Annotated in this window: 18 protein-coding genes; 6 read left to right on the forward strand and 12 right to left on the reverse strand. The window is 46.0% G+C overall.

The genetic code is table 11. From position 1 onward, the window contains the following. Positions 1–101: 101 nt before the first annotated feature. The gene (locus ACO0KW_RS09235; RefSeq protein WP_423052786.1) at positions 102–917 is read right to left on the reverse strand and encodes a PhaM family polyhydroxyalkanoate granule multifunctional regulatory protein; all 816 of its coding nucleotides are present in this window, start codon (positions 915–917) and stop codon (positions 102–104) included. A gap of 110 nt (positions 918–1,027) precedes the next feature. On the opposite strand from ACO0KW_RS09235, the gene ACO0KW_RS09240 reads away from it, so the two are divergent. The 3 genes from ACO0KW_RS09240 to queC all read left to right on the forward strand — a co-directional run bounded on the left by ACO0KW_RS09240 (position 1,028) and on the right by queC (position 3,721). Next, a complete protein-coding gene (locus ACO0KW_RS09240; protein ID WP_423052787.1) occupies positions 1,028–2,161 on the forward strand; it encodes a DUF3108 domain-containing protein in 1,134 nt (377 codons plus the stop codon). Between the two features lies 1 nt (position 2,162). Next, a complete protein-coding gene (locus ACO0KW_RS09245) occupies positions 2,163–2,915 on the forward strand; it encodes a DUF3108 domain-containing protein (RefSeq protein ID WP_423052788.1) in 753 nt (250 codons plus the stop codon). 89 nt (positions 2,916–3,004) lie between these two features. After that, positions 3,005–3,721 (forward strand): 7-cyano-7-deazaguanine synthase QueC, encoded by a 717-nt coding sequence (gene queC, locus ACO0KW_RS09250; protein WP_423052789.1) that lies wholly within the window; start codon positions 3,005–3,007, stop codon positions 3,719–3,721. Between the two features lie 82 nt (positions 3,722–3,803). On the opposite strand, the gene ACO0KW_RS09255 is transcribed toward queC, so the two are convergent. Together ACO0KW_RS09255 and ACO0KW_RS09260 are read right to left on the reverse strand one after the other, a co-directional pair. Then, complete coding sequence (locus ACO0KW_RS09255; protein ID WP_423052790.1) at positions 3,804–6,035, reverse strand: bifunctional diguanylate cyclase/phosphodiesterase; 2,232 nt, start codon at positions 6,033–6,035, stop codon at positions 3,804–3,806. A gap of 142 nt (positions 6,036–6,177) precedes the next feature. Then, a complete protein-coding gene (locus tag ACO0KW_RS09260; protein WP_423052791.1) occupies positions 6,178–7,455 on the reverse strand; it encodes an Hsp70 family protein in 1,278 nt (425 codons plus the stop codon). Positions 7,456–7,856: 401 nt separating this feature from the next. Here ACO0KW_RS09260 and gshA point away from each other — a divergent pair, with 401 nt between their 5' ends. Then, entirely contained in the window at positions 7,857–9,458 is a 1,602-nt protein-coding gene (gene gshA, locus ACO0KW_RS09265; protein ID WP_423053457.1) for a glutamate--cysteine ligase, read from the forward strand. Between the two features lie 76 nt (positions 9,459–9,534). Here gshA and ACO0KW_RS09270 read toward each other — a convergent pair whose 3' ends face one another. The 4 genes from ACO0KW_RS09270 to ACO0KW_RS09285 form a co-directional block, all read right to left on the reverse strand. Continuing rightward, positions 9,535–10,152, reverse strand: coding sequence for a DUF4124 domain-containing protein (locus tag ACO0KW_RS09270; protein ID WP_423052792.1), 618 nt, complete (start codon positions 10,150–10,152; stop codon positions 9,535–9,537). Positions 10,153–10,463: 311 nt separating this feature from the next. Continuing rightward, entirely contained in the window at positions 10,464–12,620 is a 2,157-nt protein-coding gene (locus tag ACO0KW_RS09275) for a DUF4214 domain-containing protein (protein ID WP_423052793.1), read from the reverse strand. Between the two features lie 141 nt (positions 12,621–12,761). Beyond that, entirely contained in the window at positions 12,762–13,439 is a 678-nt protein-coding gene (locus ACO0KW_RS09280) for a phage tail protein (protein WP_423052794.1), read from the reverse strand. A gap of 241 nt (positions 13,440–13,680) precedes the next feature. Next, positions 13,681–14,394, reverse strand: coding sequence for an aspartyl/asparaginyl beta-hydroxylase domain-containing protein (locus ACO0KW_RS09285; RefSeq protein ID WP_423052795.1), 714 nt, complete (start codon positions 14,392–14,394; stop codon positions 13,681–13,683). 600 nt (positions 14,395–14,994) lie between these two features. Here ACO0KW_RS09285 and ACO0KW_RS09290 point away from each other — a divergent pair. Both ACO0KW_RS09290 and ACO0KW_RS09295 read left to right on the forward strand, forming a co-directional pair. After that, on the forward strand, positions 14,995–15,312 hold the full coding sequence (locus ACO0KW_RS09290) for a DUF6916 family protein (RefSeq protein ID WP_423052796.1): 318 nt from the start codon (positions 14,995–14,997) through the stop codon (positions 15,310–15,312). 1,049 nt (positions 15,313–16,361) lie between these two features. After that, entirely contained in the window at positions 16,362–16,901 is a 540-nt protein-coding gene (locus tag ACO0KW_RS09295; protein ID WP_423052797.1) for a GNAT family N-acetyltransferase, read from the forward strand. 230 nt (positions 16,902–17,131) lie between these two features. On the opposite strand, the gene ACO0KW_RS09300 is transcribed toward ACO0KW_RS09295, so the two are convergent. The 5 genes from ACO0KW_RS09300 to ACO0KW_RS09320 form a co-directional block, all read right to left on the reverse strand. Then, the gene (locus tag ACO0KW_RS09300; RefSeq protein ID WP_423052798.1) at positions 17,132–17,923 is read right to left on the reverse strand and encodes a TIGR00266 family protein; all 792 of its coding nucleotides are present in this window, start codon (positions 17,921–17,923) and stop codon (positions 17,132–17,134) included. A 143-nt stretch (positions 17,924–18,066) separates the two neighbouring features. After that, the gene (locus ACO0KW_RS09305; RefSeq protein ID WP_423052799.1) at positions 18,067–19,131 is read right to left on the reverse strand and encodes an acyltransferase family protein; all 1,065 of its coding nucleotides are present in this window, start codon (positions 19,129–19,131) and stop codon (positions 18,067–18,069) included. An 8-nt stretch (positions 19,132–19,139) separates the two neighbouring features. Then, positions 19,140–20,072, reverse strand: coding sequence for a hydroxymethylglutaryl-CoA lyase (locus ACO0KW_RS09310; protein WP_423052800.1), 933 nt, complete (start codon positions 20,070–20,072; stop codon positions 19,140–19,142). 2 nt (positions 20,073–20,074) lie between these two features. Further along, on the reverse strand, positions 20,075–21,004 hold the full coding sequence (locus ACO0KW_RS09315) for a 2-hydroxyacid dehydrogenase (RefSeq protein WP_423052801.1): 930 nt from the start codon (positions 21,002–21,004) through the stop codon (positions 20,075–20,077). A gap of 151 nt (positions 21,005–21,155) precedes the next feature. Beyond that, positions 21,156–21,527: an endonuclease domain-containing protein gene (locus tag ACO0KW_RS09320; RefSeq protein WP_423052802.1), complete on the reverse strand. Its 372-nt coding sequence runs from the start codon at positions 21,525–21,527 to the stop codon at positions 21,156–21,158. Between the last annotated feature and the right edge of the window lie 158 nt (positions 21,528–21,685).

Raw genomic sequence — 21,685 nt, forward strand, 5'->3', positions numbered from 1 at the left:
AATCGGCTTCCTTGCAAGGCGCAGACAGCAGTACGTCCATACTGTTCTGCGCCTCTTCATGAAAATGAGAGACTCCATCTCATTCACTCCCTTCGATTTGCTTAGCTCTTAGTCGAACTCTTACGTACAGTTGGGGCTGCAGATTTTGCTCTGGAGACAGTCTTCTTTGCCGTTACCTTCGTGGATGATTTAGCTTGTGGCTTGTTAGCAGTTGTCTTTGCCGTTGCTTTTCTTACCGTCGATCTGCTGTTTGCAGAGCCGTTCGCTGGAGGTTTCTTGGCAGCACGCTTGATTGTCGATTGTTCTGGTTTGACAGAGTCTGACTCTGCGGCCTCATCTTTCAACGCATGAGTCAAAGCCTGCTTAAATTGATCTTGTAAGACCGTCCACCATGCTGCAGGATTATGAAATTGTGGCGATTCATTCTGTGTCAATCTCGCTGAGGACGTGGCTTCTTGTTGCGGGCTCAGTTTTTCTATCTCTTCAGTTGCAACATCGTCCTCTTCATTTTCCTCTTCATTCTCTTCCTCGTTTTCTTCGACTGTTGGTTCGGGAACGGCTTGCGATGTAGAACCTTGCTGGGTTCCATGCATGGGCCAGCTTGCGTTGGCTGCTGCAGGCGCCGCAGCCGATTGCGCCGCATTATTGGCCTGTGCAAAGCTTTCGCCCATCGTTTTGAGTGCTGAAATCGTCGCACGTTGCACTTCCAGTGCTTGTATCGTGCCCTTTAGCATATTCATATTCACATTTAGCCAAGACTCGACAGTTTTCAGATCTTTAATTTGCTTGTCGAGTTCATCGACAGACAAGGTAGGTGTAACCATGCCAGGTAACTGCATGTCTCCCCAAAGTTTTTTTACGAAACCCAAAGGGTCATTCAAATTCGTTCCTGCTGCTTGTTGAAAGGGATTTTGCATGTGCATTTCTCCTTGTGACAGTGTCAATATAAAATTTACCCAAAAATAGGATTCCAGACCCGCATAGATGACTTATCGCAAGATTAAGTCAGAACGATTACACTATCGTTATGAGCAAGCATTTTTTTTCGTCCCCCTTCTTACCAGCGTTCACCAAGTGGAGCACTTGGTTATTTATACTGGCAACTATCTTACTGCATATTTTCTTGCTGGAGTCATCTGCATGGAAAGATTGGTCACCTAAACCAGTCATAGAAAGTGCACCACATATTACGGTAAGCTTACGTCCTGAGAGCTCGGATAGCGCTCGGACCGATCCTTCTACAGACACACCAAAGCCAGTGAAGGCGATCGCTTCAACGCCAAACAAAGTCACTCCTGCACCTGCAGTAGGAACCACCGATTCAGCCGTCTCAGTCAATGTTCAAGACGTACCACCAAATACTGTCCAACAGGACCTTTCATCCGACAAGCTCGTCACAACGATCGACGCCGATCCAAAAGTCACGGACGCGGCAGATACAATGAGTACAAGCGGCTTGCCCGAATTTCGATTGCGCATCCCTGAAACCGCTGAGATGCAATTAGAAATTACTAATACGAAGGTCAACGGCAGCCCGACTACTGGCGTTGGTAGCTTATTGTGGGAAAGTTATAACGGTAAGTACAAGATCTCGATAGAAGCAGGGGTCAATCTCTTTATCACGACACTCAACTTATTAACCATCACCAGTGAAGGGTATATTGATGTGTTTGGGCTAATGCCTATTGTTAGTAACGATATCCGAAAAAACCGCGCGGCGACCGCGATACATTTCAATCACCAGGAAAAAACAATCAGCTTCTCCTCGTCCAACAAAGTTATCCCGATGGAAAATGGTGCGCAAGATGCTGTGAGCGTTTTAATCCAATTGGCAGCAATAGGCTATGCGGACCCGACGCAATTGTCAGCAGGCAAGGAGTTTTCTATACAAGTGGCAGAAGGACGTGATGCCACGCCATTTTTATTTCGGGTCACTGGTGAAGAGGAAATCATCAGCCCATTAGATCCCACTAACAATAAATTACTAACAATACATATCACGCGCCCCCCCAAGCCTGGCTTCTATAATTCTCAACTAGATATCTGGCTGGCGCCGTCGTTAGGATGGTACCCGGTGCAAATTCGCAATACCGAAAGTAGTGGTACCGTCACCAATCAGCGTGTCATTGCGCTCAAACAAAAAGTTAATCTTGAAAAATAATATGTTTAGTTTCAGGCAATTTATCACCTTACTGATCGTCGCGGCGGGCATTGGCTTACACGGCACCAGCTACGCGGAGAAATTCAAACTCGCGCCGTCTGCCGAATTACTTTATAGCCTGAAGTCAAGCCAAAAAGGCATTCCTGTCAGTGGTGAAGCGAAAATTAACTGGCAAGTCACCGATAGCGATTCTCAGCCCAAACTTTATCGTTTAACGTCAGAAACTAAAGTCCCGCTGTTCGGTAAAATTCTGGTCAGCAGCAGCACAGGTAGCGTCATGGATTTTGGTTTAGCGCCAGATCGATTTGTCGAAAAGCGTTTCCGGCGTGCCGAATCGACCACCCACTTTGACCGTGAGCGAAAATTAATTCATTTTTCGGAATCTGATCTGAACTATCCGATCCAAGGTGGCGAGCAGGATCGCTTAAGCGCAACGTGGCAATTGGTTGCCTTAGTGCGTAATCAACCTGAGCAAAATAAGGTAGGACGCGAATGGAAAATGTTTGTCGCAGGTCAGCGTGATGCTGATCCATGGGTTTTTACCTTAATGGAGTCAGCAAAAATCAAGACCAGTCTGGGCGAACTTGATGTTCTGCATATCGTGAAAGCGCCGCCGCCAGATGCACAAGGCCAAAAAGTCGAACTGTGGCTGGCAACCGGCTACGATTATTACCCAGTCTGGATACGCTTTCAGGACAACAACGGCGATCAGGTAGATCAAAGAATCATTTCCATTACAAAGCTATCAAAATAGGCATCACGAATCGCCTATTCAAAAAACGCGATAATATCTGCCCCAATCGGATCAGACCATTACAATTTCTTTTCTAAACGAGCAAAACAATGACAGCAGCTAACCAACGTGCTTTAGTTTTATTTAGCGGTGGCCAGGACTCTACCACCTGCCTGGCCTGGGCATTAAATCGATATCAACATGTCGAGACAATCGGTTTTGATTACGGACAAAGACATGCAATCGAACTCACGATGCGTCCACAATTGCTGCAAAAAATGCGTACTTTATCGAGCGAATGGGGACATCGCTTGGGTGAGGATCACATCATCGATTTATCGCTCATTTCGCAACTTTCGCATACTGCAATGACCGAAGACATTGCCATACAGATGCAGGAAAATGGTTTGCCAAATACGTTTGTACCCGGACGCAACTTAATGTTCATGCTTGTCGCAGCAACACTTGCCTATCGACGTCAACTAGGTGTACTGGTGGGCGGGATGTGTGAAACGGATTTTTCTGGTTATCCAGATTGTCGCGACGACAGTCTGAAGGCATTACAGGTCGCGATCAATCTGGGAATGGCTAGTCGACTGATCATTGAAACGCCGTTAATGTGGATAGACAAAGCAGAATCATGGCGCCTCGCACAAAAACTTGGCGGCACTGAACTAATTGAATTAATTCGCCATGACACTCATACCTGCTATTTGGGAGAACGTGGTCAAATGCATATCTGGGGACATGGCTGCGGCACTTGCCCTGCGTGTGAACTACGGGCGAATGGATATCAACAATTTATCACTACCGACGATACTCAATAAACAAACACAAGCGAACGCATTGATGACTGTCGCCATTACAGACACACATCGGCATCTCTAACAAGCGTGCACACGATCAGAACTAGCCGCGCTTCCAATCACGCAGCCATGGTTCGATTGCACTTTCTAACATAGGTCGGGCAATCAGGAAGCCCTGACCTTCATCACATCTCATTTTTGTTAACACATCCCAGTGCAAATCGCTTTCAATCCCTTCTGCGATAATTTTCAAACCTAATTTCTTGCCGAGTTGCGTAATTAATTCAGCGATCCTTGGCCCATCTTTCGTGTCGATTTGCGTCACGAATGCGCGATCGATTTTTAGACGGTCAACTGGTAACTTATCAAGATAGCTCAATGATGAAAATCCTGTTCCAAAATCATCAATCGCAATTTGTATCCCTAAGGATTTCAAATGGCCGAGTGCTTCTTCAAACATGCCGGCACCATTCATGGTCACCGATTCAGTGATTTCTAATTCGAGATAATGCGCCGCTAATCCGCTATCGCGCAATGCACTTTCTACCAAGCTAATAAACTCCGGTTGGCGAAATTGGATCACCGAAACATTCACTGCGATTCGCTCCAATTGATGACCTTTATCTAGCAATTGACGCATCATGAAACATGAAGTGCGCAGTACCCAAGCGCCCAAGCTTATAATTAGTCCAGAGTGCTCTGCCAAAGGAATAAATTCAGTCGGAGAAATCATTCGTCCATCATCGGTTCTCCAGCGCAATAGAGCTTCAAAACCAAGAACCCGACGGGTCGTCAGTTCAATTTGCGGTTGGTACATCAGGTATAGACGTTCAGCATCAAATGCTTTGTGCAAATGCTGCATCAGCATCGCACGCTCACGAATGGCGATCCCCATCTCTCTGGTAAATAATGTATGAGAACCGCGCTGATAACTTTTAGTTCTCTTTAATGCGATGCTGGCATCTTTCAACACATCCGCGCCAGACTGCGCGTAGGAATCGAGCGCAACCATCCCCATCGACATCGATACCGCATGCGAGGTATCGTCAATAATGAAGGGATCAATAAACAATTTCTGCAATTCAGCTGGCGGCAACAGCATACTATTTCCCAGCAATCCAAACACATCGCCACCGATGCGTGCCAGATAAGCTTGTTCTCCTAGAGCTTTTTGCAAACGAGTAGCGACTGCCCGCAATAGTAAGTCGCCATATCGATGCCCAAGCACATCATTGATTTCAGCAAAATCGTCGATATCGATTAAGACGACCATTTGGTCTGGTGTTCGATTTTCAATGACTGTGCCTATTTGCTCAATAAATCGTAAGCGATTTGGCAACATCAGTAACTGATCACGGAAGGCATAGCTTTTTAGTTGACTGACCAGCCCCAAGTTATCGAGACAGACTCCCAAATTAAAGCAAAATATCTCTAATAATTGCTGATCTATCGAAGACAAGGCATAAGGTAATTCAATAAAAGCCGCAATCGCACGTTTGCCCCGACCTGAGAAATACAAGGTCATGTTGTGTTCTTCGAACAAGGAGGTGCGCTCCGACAAAGCACGGCGCAAAGAATCACGAATCACCGGATTATCAATTTCGTCGATAGGCCGATTCATCAGGCTGCGGTAATGCCCTGCGGAGGCGATCACGCTATAGCGAAAACTATTATCAAATTGCAGTGCTTCATCACACTGCGCGCACAGTAAACCTTCGGAGGGGACACCGCATAAAGCAGCAATTTGCGTAATAACACCCGAAGCAAAACCCTCGATGCCATCTTGCATCGAGAAGGCCGCGCTCGAGGTAATAATTTGGTGTAAGCCGCGACGACTAGCTTCAATCGTGCGTAACTGATCATAGGACCGGATTGCGGCGGTCAATGCCGTGAGCAATTTTTTACGTGTCAGCTCATTTTTCGTTTTGTAGTCGTTGATATCGTAATCACGAATCGCGTCTTCTTCTGGGGCATAACCAGGCTGACCCGTGCGCAAGATAATCCGAGTATCACGCCACTTTAAATCATCACGGATAAAACAAACCAGATCCAAACCCGCGTGTTCAGTCTCCATCACGACATCGAGTAATACCACAGCGATGTCTGACTCAACCGCAAAACGTTCGTGCGTTTCCGCTTTTGAATAAGTGTGGATGAATTCCAGACGGCGATTTAAGATCTTGACGTCGAGGAGAGAAAATTCGGTAGCACGATGGACATCTTCGTCATCGTCAACAATCGCGATTTTCCATGTGCGTTGCGAGATATTGGCCAAGGCATCTGTATCAAGGTCTTCCTCAATCAGTATCTCGTCATCATCCAGGTGTTCTGACATGCCGCCCCCACTCAATGGAAACTCACATTAACAAGTCTTTTCAGTATATCCCAACTACCTTTCCACGCAACAACAAATTGGCAGCTTACCCGCGGTTAGGAATGAAGAAAACAACGTTCAATATCTGCAGGTTTCCGCACGATCAACTAAAGCGTCGTTGCGCATCCCACGCTAATCCGGCGCCGATACTTCCAAACACATCACCCTGCACCATTTTTGCATTCGGTAGTAAGCTCTTCAGATCTTGGCGCAAGCCACGAACGCCGCTAGCACCGCCTGTAAAAAAGACAGTATCAATCTGTGCAGACTGTACACCGGCGCTTGCGATGGCATTGCTAATAGTTTGATTAAGTTGCGCAAACAATGGGGCAATAGCGGCATCTAATTGTGTCCGATTCATGCTCAAGGTATGTTGCTGCGTGCGCATGTCACGGCTTCGTATACGCTCTAATGCGATCTCGACATGATCGCTGTCACTCAGCCGAATTTTTGTCTCTTCCGCCTTCAAAGCCAGCCAATGCCCGTCGCGCTGATCAATCAGGTGCAAAAAACACTCGCAGCGATACCGCAATTCCGGGTCACTAATATCGCGACAAACATCCAAAATTTCCCGAACGACTTTTTGCGAGTACACCAAATTAATGGTATGCCAAGTCGCCAGATTAAAATAATTGGCAGATGGCATTTCCATACCATTACTAAGACGCCCGCCCATACCAAACAGCGGCATCAATTGTTGCAAACTCAGGTATTTGTCAAAATCTGTACCACCAATATGCACACCAGTGTTACTGAGAATATCTGATTGTCTGTCGATTTTTTGACGTCGTGCGGGCGCCAATCGAATGACTGAAAAATCTGCGGTACCACCGCCAATATCAACCACCAAAACCAATTCTTCTTGCGTCAGTCTAGACTCGTAGTCCAAGGCAGCAGCGATAGGCTCAAATTGAAATGCGATATCTTTAAATCCTGCTGCCTCTGCAATTTCGCGTAAAGTTTGTTCAGCTTTTTGATCTGCGGCTGGATTGTCATCAATGAAAAAGACGGGCCGCCCAAACACAACATGCTCGAAATGCGTTTGCGCTGCTGCTTCGGATCGTTGCTTTAACTCCGTAATATATTGCGTTAACAGTTGTTTATAAGCGAGCCTGCGCCCTTGGACTTCGGTCTGTCCGTCAATCAAGGACGTACCCAGTAAACTTTTCATCGAGCGCATTAAGCGCCCTTCATATCCATCCAGGTAGGAAGTTAAAGCGGCACGTCCATATGTGACCTCATCCAAATCTGCGTTAAAAAAAATGACCGATGGCAAAGTCACCTTATCATCTTCCAGATTCAGCAATCTGACCTGACTGCCATCATGAAACCCTACTGTTGAATTTGATGTACCAAAATCCAAACCACATACATTATTCATTCAACATCCTATCCCGCTATTCAAGCTATTTTTACGAAGGTGAGATCTTAAACTAGTTGGTGCGCAGTGTGCGCAATAATACGAATACAGTGATCAGTTCTATAGGCAAAATGGGCTAACTTCTTGTGATTAGGTCAAGAATTACCCGTCCCCCTCCTAGTTGGCGATTTTACATTCATTGTTTCACGAGAAAGTAAGCAAAAAAAAGCCCATTCATCCATTGTGTTTGCGCTGGCGCAAGGCAATTTGAACACCTCACACAAACTAAAAAATTGAGAGGAAAATATGTGTTTTCAAAAATTCGGCTATGCTATGCATACTTTTTCTGACAAGTTTTTTACTTCTGTTCTAACTTACCTTCAGACCACTACAAGCAAAGGATGCTTACCTTGACTAGTCCTATCAGCGATTTACTCAAACAACGTCTGCAACTGATCGATACTCCGAACAATTTGCCGCTGCTACAGCAAGGCTTACGCGGAATCGAGCGAGAGACTTTGCGTGTAGATTTGCAAGGAAAACTCATGTTGAGTCCACATCCTAAGGCCTTGGGCTCAGCGCTCACCAACCCTCTCATCACGACCGACTATTCCGAGTCCCTACTTGAATTTATTACGCCCGCCGAACAAGACATTTCAATTGCTTTGGATAAGTTAGATGCGATCCATCGTTTTAGCTACACCAAATTCGACGGTGAAATGCTATGGAATAATTCTATCCCTTGCGAACTACCTTCTGAAGCCGAAATTCCAATTGCTTGGTATGGCCATTCTCACATTGGTATGATTAAGCATGTCTATCGACGTGGCTTAGCGCTACGTTACGGCAAGAGCATGCAATGCATCGCCGGCATTCACTACAATTATTCGCTATCCGAAGATCTCTGGGCACTGATCGCAAAGGCTGAAGGAGATACACGTAGTAGTCGCGATTTCCAATCCGAAAGTTACATAGGACTCATCCGAAATTTTCATCGCTATAGTTGGCTATTAATGTATTTGTTCGGGGCATCACCCGCACTTCCCAAAAACTTTTTGCGTGGCCGTCAGCATAATTTAGAATCTTTGTCCGAAGACACTTTGTACTTGCCGTACGCAACCAGTTTGCGTATGAGCGATTTGGGCTACCAAAACAATGTCCAAGATGGATTAGTACCGCCGTATAACACGCTACTCGAGTATATGCGCAGCTTATCAATGGCTGTACGTAAGCCCTATCCACCATACGCAGAGCTAGGGATTAAAAAGGACGGCGAATGGATGCAAATCAATAGCAACGTACTGCAAATTGAAAATGAATTTTACGCCACGATACGGCCTAAGCGGGTTATCAAAAGTGGCGAACGCCCGGTGGAGGCCTTGTGTGCGCGCGGAGTTCAATACATAGAAGTACGCTGCATGGATGTCGATCCATTTGAAGCTTTAGGAATCAATTTATCCACTTCTCGCTTTCTGGATGCTTTCCTATTATTCTGCGCACTCGAAGAGAGCCGTCCGACTAATTCTGTCGAGGGTGATGAGAATACGGAAAACTTTTCGCTGACAGTAAAATACGGTCGTCAGCCCGGTTTAATGCTGCAAGATCAAGGGGAAAAAATTAGCTTACAAGTTTGGGGAGAGCGATTGCTAGAGAAAATTTTACCACTCGCGACCTTACTTGATCAGCAAAGTCACACTCATGAGCATCTAGAAAGTTTAGCTCTGCAGCGTGAGAAATTGCGTGATCCAGCATTAACGCCATCCGCTCGGGTTTTGGTCGAAATAGACAATCATCAAAACTCTTTTTCTCAATTCGCACTTGCACAAAGTCAGCACTTTGCGGCCTACTTTAAGGACAATCCACCGCCGCCGGAGACCACCACTTATTTTGAGCAATTGGCCGCAAGCTCAATCGAAGAGCAGACCACAATGGAAGCGACGCAAACTGGTAGTTTTGATGAGTTCATCGAAGATTACCGCTCACGAACTTCTAGTCAAATATGTTGCGATGGCTTGGGTGGCTAGAAGCACTATTTGTGAATTTCGGGTGCATCCTCTCCTAGCCTGCGCGGCAAGAGAGGCAGTGAAGCATGGAGCGAAATTAACGGCGGTTTCTACTAATCATCGTGCGATACCGTTTTAGAGTCTCATCATAATCATGATTTGTGCGAACAATTTCTTGCTCGTAGAATGCGATTGCATTGCGGGTATTATTGATGTTCGTTGACAGCTCATCAGCCCGCTGCCGAATCGATTCAAATTCTCGCGTCGTCTTTTTCGAATTTTTTAATTCGTCTTGTAATCCGAGAATTAATTGGCTCAAGCCCTCCAGTTGCTCTTTGGCCAAGCCTCTCTTTTCATTGAGTGAATCAACCGCACGCTTGCGGGCAGACTCGATATCTGCTTCACTTTGGTAGTGTGCTAACAAATAGCGCTCTTCTTTTTTGCGCTCTTGTTCTTCAAAGTCTTCACGCTTTTTACGTTCTGCTTCTAGCGCATTTTTTTGCTTTTCTTCCGCACTGGGTGGAGGCGCGACATCATTCTTAAATCTACCCGCGTTTGAGTAAACTTTCATGCCCCGACTTACACATTCAGGGATAGGCCGATCAGAAGTCACCACCCTACCTTGCGCATTCGCACACCGATATATATCGGCTCGCGCTTCATTGAGCACGACCAAGCACATCAAACTAAGCATCGAAAAGCTTGTTTTTTCCATCTCACAATCGACTTGAGGAGAATGCTATTTGATCGACACAAGGAAAAAAACTTGCACTTGTGCACACAGTTAGCTTGGAATTTACACGAATTCTTACTTCTTAGTACAACTAGTTGTTCGTCTATTGCGCGACCGTCGTGCTTTTACAAAGACTAGTGAGCAATATTATTTTAATTAAACGTTTTTTTAATAACATGAGCGACATACTATGATTGTTGAAGAATTGGAATTCATTCCTCACTATCCTCATCACTCGTCTCGTTATGTGTTGTCTTGGAAGGGTGACATATCGCATCACCCGTAATCAACGCCTATCGAAGCAAACGAATACTACGCCAAGGGTAAGGGTCTCGTTCCCTTGCTTGCGAAGGTGGCATAGCTTGTTGACTAAAACCGGTCGGTGCTGGGCAGTTACCCGTTCTTGCATAGTTTAATGCAGCATTAAGACGCTTCTCACTAGGATCACCCAACAAATGATCGAGATCATCTGCTACCTGACATCTTGGCGCAAAACCATTGACGTAATCGCCCTTACCAAGTTCATTCACGCCTGAAAACTCAATAGCGAAATAGGCGGTATTGCAATTATTCGTTTGATAGAATCCATACGGCTTCCCACAAGTATTTTCACCAATCACTATCACCTCTAAAAACGGTGATAGCCCGTTGATTATCGACTCGCTGGCGGAGCACGTGTTACTACTAGTCAGGACGAACACGCGCCACAAATTGAGCCATGGCAGTACTTGGTTATTTGTATCATACGCATAAAACCATGACGTGGAATCAATCGTTTTCTGCGGATACTTGTCGTTAAATTTGAATGTTTCAAAAATGCGCCCTGCAGTTCTGTAGCCACCAATCATGGCGGCCAATTCGTCGGCGATATACAAGTAGCCACCTCCGTTATAACGAACATCCAGGACGAGGTCGTTAATCCGGGCTTCACGGAAAGAATTAATGGCATCAATCAATGGTTGCTCGGCAGTCCGAATATGATCGTTAAAGACCATATAACCAATCTTACGCCCCTGATCAGTCAAGATTTTAGATTCCAATACTGGCGACTTCACGATCGTGGCAGCAGTCATCTGCACATTGCGTGAAACAGCGCCATCCAATTCGACGATAGTGAAAGTATGGGTCTCTGCTTTGTTTGGATATAGACCCGCATATTGAGTATCGTTTGCCGGTTGTGCCAACGATGTATTATCAATGCTGGCAATGGTCATTCCACGTTTTATGCCAGCTAAATCAGCTGGCGATCCCGGCTCCACATATAGGACCCGCAAACGCGTTCCCTCACGCATTAAAGAATAGCCGTAAGTGAAGCTGAGACCCGATTGAAAGTAATCATCGGCATCTTTTTGTGACATAGTAAAACTAAATCGATCCTTAGAGCGCACGAGCAAGCTATCGAAATACTCAGCCGTGCTCATCTGTCGATTTTGCGGTGTTTCAGCGATATCGCGATACCACAAGTAGACATCATCCAAATATCCTCGAGTCCAGGCTTTTTCAGCTGTTGGTGTACAAATTCCAGCGACATTCTCGACATTCGGCGCTGCGGCTAAATTGGTCATCACATCTTTTACCGGAACCATGGCCTTGGCGTTAGCCGTATTTGTTGGCGTCACAGCAGCGGCAATCATCACCGTTTTTAGAATGGACTCTTCTGGGCTGATGTAAGTCAAGCCATGTGCAACTGCGAAATATTTAGCGACTTCTAGTTTCCCATCCAGCAGCGCTGGAACGAAGCCCCAGTTTGCATCGTTGTAAAAGGTTCTGGCCGAATTTAGCATGGCTTGTATCATGCTTCCCTTGCTAACGCCGCGCGTCAACTCGCTCGCCCAATAATTTACCTCAGGGTCGGTAGGCGCTAAATTACCCGAACGCCCCAAGACATTTTTATAGATAATCTTGACGAATTCCGGATAGGTCATCGAGGCGGAGTAACCGGTCTGCGCAGAATAGGTGACCGCAGCACTGTAAAAGCTATTCGCGATTTGCTCAATACTCACGCCTGCTTTGAGCTGCTGCAACCAATAGGTCAAACCATCGGCATCCGGCACACGATTAAAGAAAGCTACATACAAATCGATGATTGAACGCAATTGATTGGGATTGACTTGTACACTCAAGTCACCAATTTCCAAGTTAACCGTCACATCGGTGAAACGTAGCTGTTTCTTATTTTTTGCAACCACGATATCGCTGATATTTATCCTATCGGTAATGACAAAACCAGTGCTAATTTTTGAAATCGTATAATTTTCACGTGGACCATTGACGATCTGCACATCGGCCACTGCAGGCGCTGCCTGTGGGGGCATTGCGGCAAATGCTGATTTGCTTTCGCTGTCTTGATTGCCACCACAAGCAGCTAGGCAAAGCAGCGTAGCGGCTGAAACCATTGCAGAAAACCAGTGGCACAGGACGCGAGGCGGCGTTGTTGTGACAATTGACATGCGAACTCCAAATTAACTAAAGACGTTTATTTTAATCCTAGCTTGATTGCAATTGCCTAAAATGCCCTGATTTGATGCATCAAAATCAAAAAAAAAGCCAATGCCTTATCGACACTGGCTTTCTTTAGCTTACCCGCGCTATCAATTTCTTGACGGGAAAATGCCTTCCATCGCTATGATGTAGTTTAAACCAAGGTAAGGTTGCATCACTGAAACCAAACTAGAAGTCGTAAATGGTGCTGTCACTGGTGTGCCGCTACCAGTATTCTGTGTTGCCACAGTACCACTTCCGCTCACAGATGTAGAAACACCGCCAAGATTCACGGGGTTTGTTGGTGAAGTTCCCGCTGGCAGATAAATTGCCGCACCGGTAGTGCCTGCGCCGGTAGCAGTCAATCCGCCATTATTTGCAGCAGCAGTCAATCCACCTGTGGTTGCAGACCCGACGGTAATTTGAGTTGAGGCATTAAATGGATTAAAACTGACAGTGGCAGGATGATTATGTGCAGGTAAATTTGCGGTATTGAGTGTAAATGAAACATTGCCATTCGCGATCACCGTGACGCTATTTACTCCTGCTTTTTCACCCTGCGATACATTTGAAATTCCGGGTCCCGCTCCTTGAGAGCCAACGACCACACGCCCGCGCAAATCGGGGATGCCGAAGGTAACTTGTCCGTCGCCCCCGTACATCGTGCCGAGCAAAGCAAACATTGCAGAGTTTTGTGAAATCGGTATTGTTTGACCGTTACAAAACAACCAGCCACGTGGCGGATAATTAAACGCCACTGGCAAAACCGTGCCCATAAATGCTTCCATTTCATCTCCTTGGAGTTAGTACTGCAATAAAAAGCGCATTGTGCAAGCGCTTGCTTTTGACTTCTAAAAATACAAGCAAAAAACACTATTAATTTTATTTCTTTTTATGTAAAAAAGGTATTTTTAAATTAAATTGACTTCTGGATGTTATTTTTAGTAAAGATTACTAAGCAATTGACATGCCAGCTTTTTTGACTGGGATTGCGAGATCAATAGCGATCCTCCATTGCTGCCTCAAGACTCAAGGAGCAAGAGTCAGAGCAGCAATCGCTTCAAGTTCGTTCGCCATTAACAGCGCTGAAGGTTGTCCACCCCGACGAAGTGCTGCAACAACCTCAGCGACATTGGCATCGTTTATATTCGGGTCAGGATAACGCGCTGCCTCGGGAGCAATCCATCCGGACTCAAGAAATAGCTGTTGCAACCAATCGTTACTGACGCAATCGAGCATCAAATGGACGCGCGCTTGCTGACTTTGGTTGCGCACACCATGTAAGCAGTTTGCGTTCAAATACCACGTATCACCTGCCGAAAAATGTACCTCAGTTCCATCCAGGCGAAACAACACTTGAGGTGTAGTTTGAATCGGGATATGCAAACGTGTGATGCCATCCTCAAAAGAAGTTCCCTGATCGCGATGCTCTTTTATTTCTCCACCAGCCTCCAGCGACATCAAGCGTATCGACGTTTTCTCACAGGCGAATTGCGCGATCACATGCTGAAAATAGGGGCATTGCCTCAAAATTTCCGTGTCTTGAAAATTGGCGTTATCCAGAGGAAGAATATGATCAGTACGCCCATCAACCGAACGTAGAGAAATACATGACCACTCTTTTACATAATCACGGGTATTGAAATGACGTATCCAGTTCGATGTAGCTGCGCGCGCAAGGTCCTCCTGGAGGCGCAGTACATCAAAAGTCAATGGCAATTTCAAGTGGGTTGCAGATGACATTAATCTCAATTCCTTCTGAATTAAAACTGAAGCGGGATCAGGCATTTGGACGATTAATCCAAGATCGGTAACTGCCAAGAGTGTTTTCAGGTTGCCTGCGAAAGTTTGCTGGTTATTTGTTATTCGCGGTTTTTCTTTCTGCGAAACGCAACAAGCATGCGTCAAACTGTATCGACTAATCGTATCTACTTTGGCTCGACCAAAACACTATTTCTCTGAACAAGCGAGTTTTGTGCCATGGATAATCGAAATTGAAATCCTTGCCAATATGCGCGTATTAACATCGCCGACACCTGAGTTTTGTGAGCCTTGATCCACCATCAAGCAATTCGTCATTCACCGATGGCATGAATAAATACTGCAGTCTCGGGACTAGTGCTCACCAATGCAAAAATGGAATCCTAAGGCTGGAAAACACTCGAATCTCTGACAGTAAAATCAATTTAGATACCGAAAGCTCGCGCGACGGCAAATTGCCGGGAGTTGCGCAAAGGTGGCACAGGTCTTGCAAATCGTCAGTAAAACATCGCACAATAAATAGCATTACAGCATATTTTTGTTACTATTCTTAAAATAAATTTTAGTTCACAAGGATTTTTCATGTCACTTACATTTACGCAAGCACAACAAATACTCAATACCAGTTTTATTGCTCATACCTCAGTCGGTACAGTAGAACTTCGTCTGATTGAAGCGAGTGAACTTCCGGGCCGAGGCATGCCGACTGAGTTTCGCATGCCCATGGCCTTAATTTTCTCTGCACCAGCGTCTCCTCTTTTGACGCAAGATAACTACCACATCGATCATCCACAGCTAGGTCGGCAATATTGGGCGATGTCTCCCGTACAGGCACCACGCAATCCGCCGGTGACAGTCAACAATGAACCTCTTATGTTTTATCAAGTCCTATTTAATTAGAAATACGACACTCGCCTCACTTGCAAGGCATGTGCATGACATGTGCACGGCATTAGATTTGTGCGTACGGACAAACAAACTAACCAGACCAAAAGGATTTCTGTCAAAACGCACAATTGACAACCTCGCATCGAATACCGCACATAATCAAGCGGCGAGAAGTACTCTTTGCTACCCGACATCTTGCGGAACACACATTGGCCAAACGCAATGTCAACACGCTCTGCCTGCCCTAGCATGTAAATTTACACGTAAGGTCTCTCTATTTCGGCGAAAAATTTGGGGCTCTTGTATTGCTATTGATTATTGTTGAATATTTTTGAGAAGGGCGTGCGCCTTAATTCCAAAATTGGCGAAAACGGGTTTACTGCTTGGCATGCTGACACTAACCACTACTCTTTATTCACTGTCGCGAAATCGCATGCGGCCCGAAGATGAACTCAAGCGTTTGGCGGTCAGTTTTCCGCCTAGAGATGTGGTGAACGCTGTTCAGCGCATGGCTTTTTGAAAAGGACCTAATGGTCTGATAGATAGCGTGTACTTCGGACGTTTTCCTTACAAAATCTCTGTGAGATTTTTTGTGCATTACCAAATATTTGCGTCTGTATTTCCTTGACTTACATCAATCAACTCAAACCATATTCCGCCTTACTTTAAGTTATCTTGACCTCTGAAATTGCAACACCACAACATATTTATTGAGTCATTATTAGCGCATTTAAAGTGCGCTAGAATTCAGAAATTGACACCTCATTCGTTTTGAAAACCGTCACTACAATTGGAGCCATTGCACCGGCAAACATCAACCAAAGGCAGCAAACATTTTCTTTGGTCATTGCGGGCGACGCATAATCGTAATCGAATTCGCTACGAAGCATTATTTAATTTACGCAGCACTAGAGATTTTTGTCGCAAAAAAAAGGGGCGCAAATCCAAATGAGATCCACGATTTTTTTCAATCGACTATCGGTTCATTTAAGGTCTTGGTCAATCAAATAGGCAATGCGCAAGTGAATCAACCGCAACAACACGCAATTGTATTGGGATAAATGACTGCACTATCTTCATCCATACCTGCAGCACCTGAACATCAAACTGTGATGTTGAATTCATTGCGCTTGCGTGGCATTACAGCCAATGACATGCCGCAATTGAAGGCAATGTATGCAGATTCTCGCGCTCAAGAAATGCAGCATTTCCCTTTCACGGCTGAACAAAGTGCGCAGTTTTTACAAATGCAATTCAATGCGCAACATCAGCACTACCAAACGCATTATCCGAACGCCTCGTATGAACTCATTTTGCTTAACGATGAAGTGATAGGTCGTCTCTACGTTGAACGTGGACAGCAAGAAATACTGATCGTCGATATCTTAATTTTGTCGGCGCATTGTCAGCACGGTATTGGCAGCTATCTATTAAGAAATTTAATTGATGAAGCAAACAATACCAATCAACGATTAACAGCCCATGTAGAACTGAACAATCCAGCTCGTCGTTTGTATCAACGTTTGGGATTTAAAGAAATTGAACAGCATGGTCCGTATCTTTGGATTGTGAAAGTTCCAACTCCAACCAGTGAAAGTTAACATCACCAAACACAGAATACGACTTAAGCGCTTAAAAGAAGCTCATCATGAAAGCACCTTATGCATCTGAAATACGCACGTTCGGCTTTGCTTTTCCACCGTCGTTGAGCCCTGTGGATTGGCCAGTTACTACCCAGCAACCAAAATCAAACCTCGTTTTCGTGATTGGGTACAATTTGTAGTTAACTGACCGTTATTTAGTTCGACGCTAAAAAACCCCGTTTAGAAATCTAATCCCGCTCAAACAGATTTCCTAAACCACCTAAAACTGAACCCTCTTCTCCACCTCGACTACCTCCCATCTTGGAAGCGCCCACAATCCGGTTCGCCATACGCGCCAACGGCAAGGACTGCAACCAAACTTTGCCCGGGCCACGCAGGGTCGTGAAGAAAATTCCTTCGCCACCGAACAAGGCGGTTTTCACGCCACCGACAAATTGAATATCGAAATCAACATTGCTGGTGAATGCCACCACACAACCTGTATCAACACGCAAAGTTTCACCTGGCTGTAAATCTTTTGCAATCAAGGCACCGCCAGCATGAACAAAAGCCAGTCCATCGCCTTCCAGTTTTTGCAGAATAAATCCTTCACCACCAAAGAAGCCCGCACCTAAGCGTTTTTGAAAAGCAATCCCCAAAGACACACCCTTCGCGGCACACAGGAAGGCATCTTTTTGACACAGCAGAGTGCCTCCCAATTGATCCAAATGCATAGGAATAATTCGCCCGGGATATGGCGCTCCAAACGCTACCTTACGCTTGATCGAACCCTGATTCGTGTACACCGTCGTGAACAAGGATTCACCCGTCAACAAGCGCTTACCTGCGCCCATCAGCGAACCGAGCAAGCCACCTTGAGAAGCAGAACCATCGCCGAAGATAGTTTCCATCTGGATCTGATCTTCCATGTAAAACATAGAACCAGCTTCACCCACCACAGCTTCACGCGGATCGAGTTCAATTTCTACGAATTGCATGTCGTCGCCAAAAATTTGATAATCGATTACATCCATTGCCATGATGAGTCCCTCTATGATTGATTAAATTAATTCTGCCGAAGATTCGTAAGATTGCAGAAAGTGCTGTGCATTTTAACTAGAATTTTCTGATCGATTAGAAAAATTTTCCGGTAAAAATTTTCGGTGAATACCGCTGGGCGTACTTAGCGAGAACGTGAGCGCAGGGCCAATACCGGTTGTTCTATCCAGTGCCAAGAACATATCGCACACATCAAAGTCAACACGCCGGCGCTGATGGCAAGCGTTGCCACAGTCCAGCCAGAGTAGCAAACAAGCAAAGCTTGTTGCAAAGGGAATGCATATAAATACACACCATAGGAATAATCGCCGAAGCGATTGAATGCACGGATCTTTCCAGCGGGCACATAAGCCAGGTAGAAGAGTACGTAGGGTAAAGCAAGGTAATACACGATCAAAAACGCATGGCGACTGATACTCAATGCGACCAAACTCACAACGCCTATACCTGCGACAATTGTTCCTGACATCGGCACTCGATGACGTATCCAATAAAAAACGCTAGCAATAGAAAAGAACCAGACAAATCGCAGCAACTCACCATGCGCTAACAAATAAAAGCGATCCGACACAAACCAAGCACAAAAAAACATCACGAGTGCGACGGTCAAAGCCACAGCATGCGAGCGAAATTTCGACGCATAAAAATAGGCAGAACACGAGAGCAGCAATAAAACATACATACTCAGCTCATAGATCATGCTCCAAAGTGAGCCATTCACTACGCCCGTCAGATTGTTTTGTTCAAACATGCCAGGCAAGTAAAATTCCACGCCGCCCATCAAGACCGCATTTTTCAAAAAATAACGCCAAGTCTGGGTCTCATGCAGATAGCTCGCGAAATCAAGCCGACTAAAACCAGCTCCCAAGATGAAAACGCTGAACACCAGCATCACCCATAAGGCGGGAAAAATTCGAAACGCGCGCGCCCGCAAATAATCCAATGCATTTCGGCTACGCATCAAACTCGCACAAACCAAAAAACCACTGGTGACAAAGAAGACATCAACCGCCATTGCGCCGAGGTTTTTACCCACACTGGCGGCAAAAGGCTCAGGCTGACTGAGCATGGCGAAGCTATGACTGAACAAGACAGCAAACGCCGCCAGTAAGCGCAACAAATTGAAATTATTGTCCTTACCAACCGCGAGTTCGCCCAGATTAGGCGAGGAAGAAAATAATTTCAGCACGTGAACAATTAAGAAACGCGTTTGGCCGCGATCGCATTACCTGCACGACTCACTGCTTTACGTCCCAAGTGTTGGGAAATGAATTGACCAGCATCGACCACAGCATTCAGATCAATGCCGGTTTCGACACCCAATCCCTGCATCATGAACAGTACATCTTCGGTCGAAACATTGCCAGTCGCACCTTTGGCGTACGGGCAACCACCGAGACCCGCAACGGAAGAATGGAAAATGCTAACACCAACTTCCATACAGGCATAAATGTTCGCCAATGCCTGACCGTAGGTATCATGAAAATGGCCAGAAATTTGCGCGATAGGAAATTCTTGTGCGACGCGTTGCATCACGGTTTGCACATGACGCGGGGTGCCAACGCCTATCGTATCGGCGATATCGATTTCATCGCAGCCGAGATCGCGCATCAGTTTCACTACATCGGCAACTTGCTCTGGGGTGACCTCACCTTGATAGGGACAACCAAAGGAGCAACTGATACTGCCACGCAAACGCAGGCCATGTTGTTTCGCCGCAGCCGCAACATCGCGGAAACGCTCTATCGATTCCGCGATCGAGCAATTGATATTCTTTTGTGCAAAGGCTTCGGACGCCGAACTAAAAATCACGACTTCATCTGCACCTGCTGTTAAAGCGGCTTCAAAGCCTTTCATGTTCGGTGTCAAAGCGGAATAGATGACGCCCGCTTTGCGTGTGATACCCGCCATCACTTCAGTCGAGGTCGCCATTTGCGGCACCCATTTCGGCGAGACAAAGGAGGCCGCTTCGATGTTCACAAAACCGGCCTGTGTCAAACGATTCACTAGCTCGATTTTGACCTCAGCGGAAATGGTTTCTTTTTCATTTTGCAATCCATCTCGTGGGCCAACTTCAACGATCTTGACTTGTTTAGGCAAACTCGCTTGTGTGTTCATTGGTGTGTTCATTCTTAATATCCCTTACTTTGATCAACCAAGCCGATAACAGACTCACCGCGCTGCAAAGCGGCGATCTTATTAGCAATTTGTTTCGCGCTTTCCTCGCGCACCGTCAGTGCAGAAATATGCGGTGTGATGTGGATGCGTTTTTCATTCCAGAATGGATGCGTAGGCGGTAATGGTTCTTCGCGGAACACGTCGAGTGTCGCACCTGCGATATGGCCTTGCTGTATCAGTGCCAATAAATCGTCTTCTACGATGTGCGCGCCACGGGCGACATTCACGATATACGCGCCTTGTTTTAACTTTGCCAGCTTGGCTTTATCCATCAAGTTTTCGGTCTCTTTGGTCAATGGCAAAATCAAGACCAAGGCTTTGGTTTGACTTAAGAAGGCATCCAAGCCATCGTCGCCATGAAAGCATTGCACGCCTTCAATCTGCTTTGCGGAACGACTCCAACCTAGCAGCGGAAAACCGAAACTACGCAATCCGTCAATGATGCAATGGCCGAGAACACCGAGCCCTAAAATACCAATACTAAAATCTTCTTTACGATGCGGTGGCAAAGGGCGCCATTGCTTGTCGGCTTGCAGCGCATCGTATTCATCAAAGCGGCGGAAATAGCGCAACACGGCGTGACTAACATATTCCGCCATCTGCACCCCCATGCCAGCGTCATCGACACGGATCAAGGGGACGCCTTGCGGTAAATTATCAGCCAGCTGCAAAATCGCATCGACGCCAGCACCGAGATTAAAGATCGCTTTCAAATCGGTGCGTCCACGCAACATGGCTGCGGGTGGCTTCCACACCAGCGCATAATCGGCTGGCGCGTTATCGCCCTCTTCCCAAATTCGAATAGTCGCCTCGGGAAGATAGTGGTGAAAAGCGTTTAACCAAACTTCAGGATTGGCACCTGCTGCGTAATAAATTATGTTCATGTTTTCATTTACCCGATTGGAGAAACAAATGAATGATTAAGCCAAATTGTAGGGCGGGTGCAACCCGCGCCGCCGAACTTTCAAGCACCTGAGCAGCGCGGGTTGCAACCGCCCTACGAGACTGCCCCACTCCCGCTTGCGGCCGAGGGGTTTATTTGGTGATCTTTGAATAAATCACTTCTAGGACTGCCTCGGTTTCTAACAGCATTTGATTGTTCCAGAATCGTAGAACCTCAATACCTTGTTGCTTTAAATATACCTCGCGGTGTTGATCATAAGTCTGTTGCTCACTATGTTGACCACCATCTAGTTCTACCGCTAGCTTCTTTTCTACACAATAAAAATCGAGAATATAACGACCAACGGGATGCTGCCTGCGAAACTTTGCTCCTGCGACTCTTCTATTCCTAAGCAAACACCACAGCAGTTGCTCCGCATCTGGCATAGCTTTACGCATTTCTCGTGCATACGCTTTGAGATCTTCGGGGATCTGTTGCGGATGGTGGGGAGAAATGTTTTCCATTATCGCCTTCGCTTTTTATTCCCTTCTCCCGCAAGCGGCGAATTTGTCATGTTGGGTTAGGGATGAGGGTGGTTGATCAAGAAAATTTTATGATGCTCTATTACCGTCTAAAAAATTTCAACATATTCTTAGAGTTTGCAGCTAGCCTGAACCACCCT

This window comes from Undibacterium sp. Ji22W (genome assembly GCF_049340305.1).
In the GTDB taxonomy this organism is placed as follows: domain Bacteria; phylum Pseudomonadota; class Gammaproteobacteria; order Burkholderiales; family Burkholderiaceae_D; genus Undibacterium.

Excerpts from the sequence above, each read along its gene's own strand:
- ACO0KW_RS09280 (WP_423052794.1), bottom strand. The coding sequence starts at position 13,439 with ATGGAAGCATTTATGGGCACGGTTTTGCCAGTGGCGTTTAATTATCCG.
- ACO0KW_RS09310 (WP_423052800.1), bottom strand. The coding sequence starts at position 20,072 with ATGAACACACCAATGAACACACAAGCGAGTTTGCCTAAACAAGTCAAG.
- ACO0KW_RS09260 (WP_423052791.1), bottom strand. The coding sequence starts at position 7,455 with ATGAATAATGTATGTGGTTTGGATTTTGGTACATCAAATTCAACAGTA.
- ACO0KW_RS09255 (WP_423052790.1), bottom strand. The coding sequence starts at position 6,035 with ATGTCAGAACACCTGGATGATGACGAGATACTGATTGAGGAAGACCTT.
- queC (WP_423052789.1), top strand. The coding sequence starts at position 3,005 with ATGACAGCAGCTAACCAACGTGCTTTAGTTTTATTTAGCGGTGGCCAG.
- ACO0KW_RS09235 (WP_423052786.1), bottom strand. The coding sequence starts at position 917 with ATGCAAAATCCCTTTCAACAAGCAGCAGGAACGAATTTGAATGACCCT.
- ACO0KW_RS09315 (WP_423052801.1), bottom strand. The coding sequence starts at position 21,004 with ATGAACATAATTTATTACGCAGCAGGTGCCAATCCTGAAGTTTGGTTA.
- ACO0KW_RS09240 (WP_423052787.1), top strand. The coding sequence starts at position 1,028 with ATGAGCAAGCATTTTTTTTCGTCCCCCTTCTTACCAGCGTTCACCAAG.
- ACO0KW_RS09275 (WP_423052793.1), bottom strand. The coding sequence starts at position 12,620 with ATGTCAATTGTCACAACAACGCCGCCTCGCGTCCTGTGCCACTGGTTT.
- ACO0KW_RS09270 (WP_423052792.1), bottom strand. The coding sequence starts at position 10,152 with ATGGAAAAAACAAGCTTTTCGATGCTTAGTTTGATGTGCTTGGTCGTG.
- ACO0KW_RS09295 (WP_423052797.1), top strand. The coding sequence starts at position 16,362 with ATGACTGCACTATCTTCATCCATACCTGCAGCACCTGAACATCAAACT.
- ACO0KW_RS09245 (WP_423052788.1), top strand. The coding sequence starts at position 2,163 with ATGTTTAGTTTCAGGCAATTTATCACCTTACTGATCGTCGCGGCGGGC.
- ACO0KW_RS09320 (WP_423052802.1), bottom strand. The coding sequence starts at position 21,527 with ATGGAAAACATTTCTCCCCACCATCCGCAACAGATCCCCGAAGATCTC.
- ACO0KW_RS09285 (WP_423052795.1), bottom strand. The coding sequence starts at position 14,394 with ATGTCATCTGCAACCCACTTGAAATTGCCATTGACTTTTGATGTACTG.
- ACO0KW_RS09290 (WP_423052796.1), top strand. The coding sequence starts at position 14,995 with ATGTCACTTACATTTACGCAAGCACAACAAATACTCAATACCAGTTTT.
- ACO0KW_RS09300 (WP_423052798.1), bottom strand. The coding sequence starts at position 17,923 with ATGGCAATGGATGTAATCGATTATCAAATTTTTGGCGACGACATGCAA.